Raw genomic sequence first — 544 nt, forward strand, 5'->3', positions numbered from 1 at the left:
CGGTRTAGCTCCAGCTGCCGTCGGCCGCCAGCGAGAAGCTGCCCAGGCCRTTGCTGCCGGCGGTGCCCGCCTGGACCGCGAAGCTGGACTGACCSGCATCGACATCGGCGATCGTCAGCGCACCGCCGGTCGCGAGCTGGCCATCGACCAGCGCCACGTCTTCCTGCACGGCACCGATGGCCGTGCCGGCGATCACCGGCACATCGTTGGTGCCRGTGATGGTCACGGTCACCACCTGGTTGGCCGTGCCGTCGAGCGACACCGCGGTGAAGCTGTCGGTGAGCGACTGGCCTGCACCCAGTTGCTGGATCGCTGCCTGGGTGTTGCTGGCGGTGTAGCTCCAGCTGCCGTCGGCCGCCAGCGAGAAGCTGCCCAGGCCATTGCTGCCGGCGGTGCCCGCCTGGACCGCGAAGCTGGACTGACCSGCATCGACATCGGCGATCGTCAGCGCACCGCCGGTCGCGAGCTGGCCATCGACCAGCGCCACGTCTTCCTGCACGGCACCGATGGCCGTGCCGGCGATCACCGGCACATCGTTGGTGCC

General features: G+C 69.9%; 1 protein-coding gene. It reads right to left on the minus strand.

What is annotated here, in order from left to right; genetic code table 11:
- Nucleotides 1–544 (minus strand): VCBS domain-containing protein (locus AC1DYD_RS41495; RefSeq protein ID WP_478178510.1); only part of this gene is annotated, 544 nt, incomplete at both ends.

This window comes from Variovorax sp. P4_B11, from assembly GCF_056402355.1.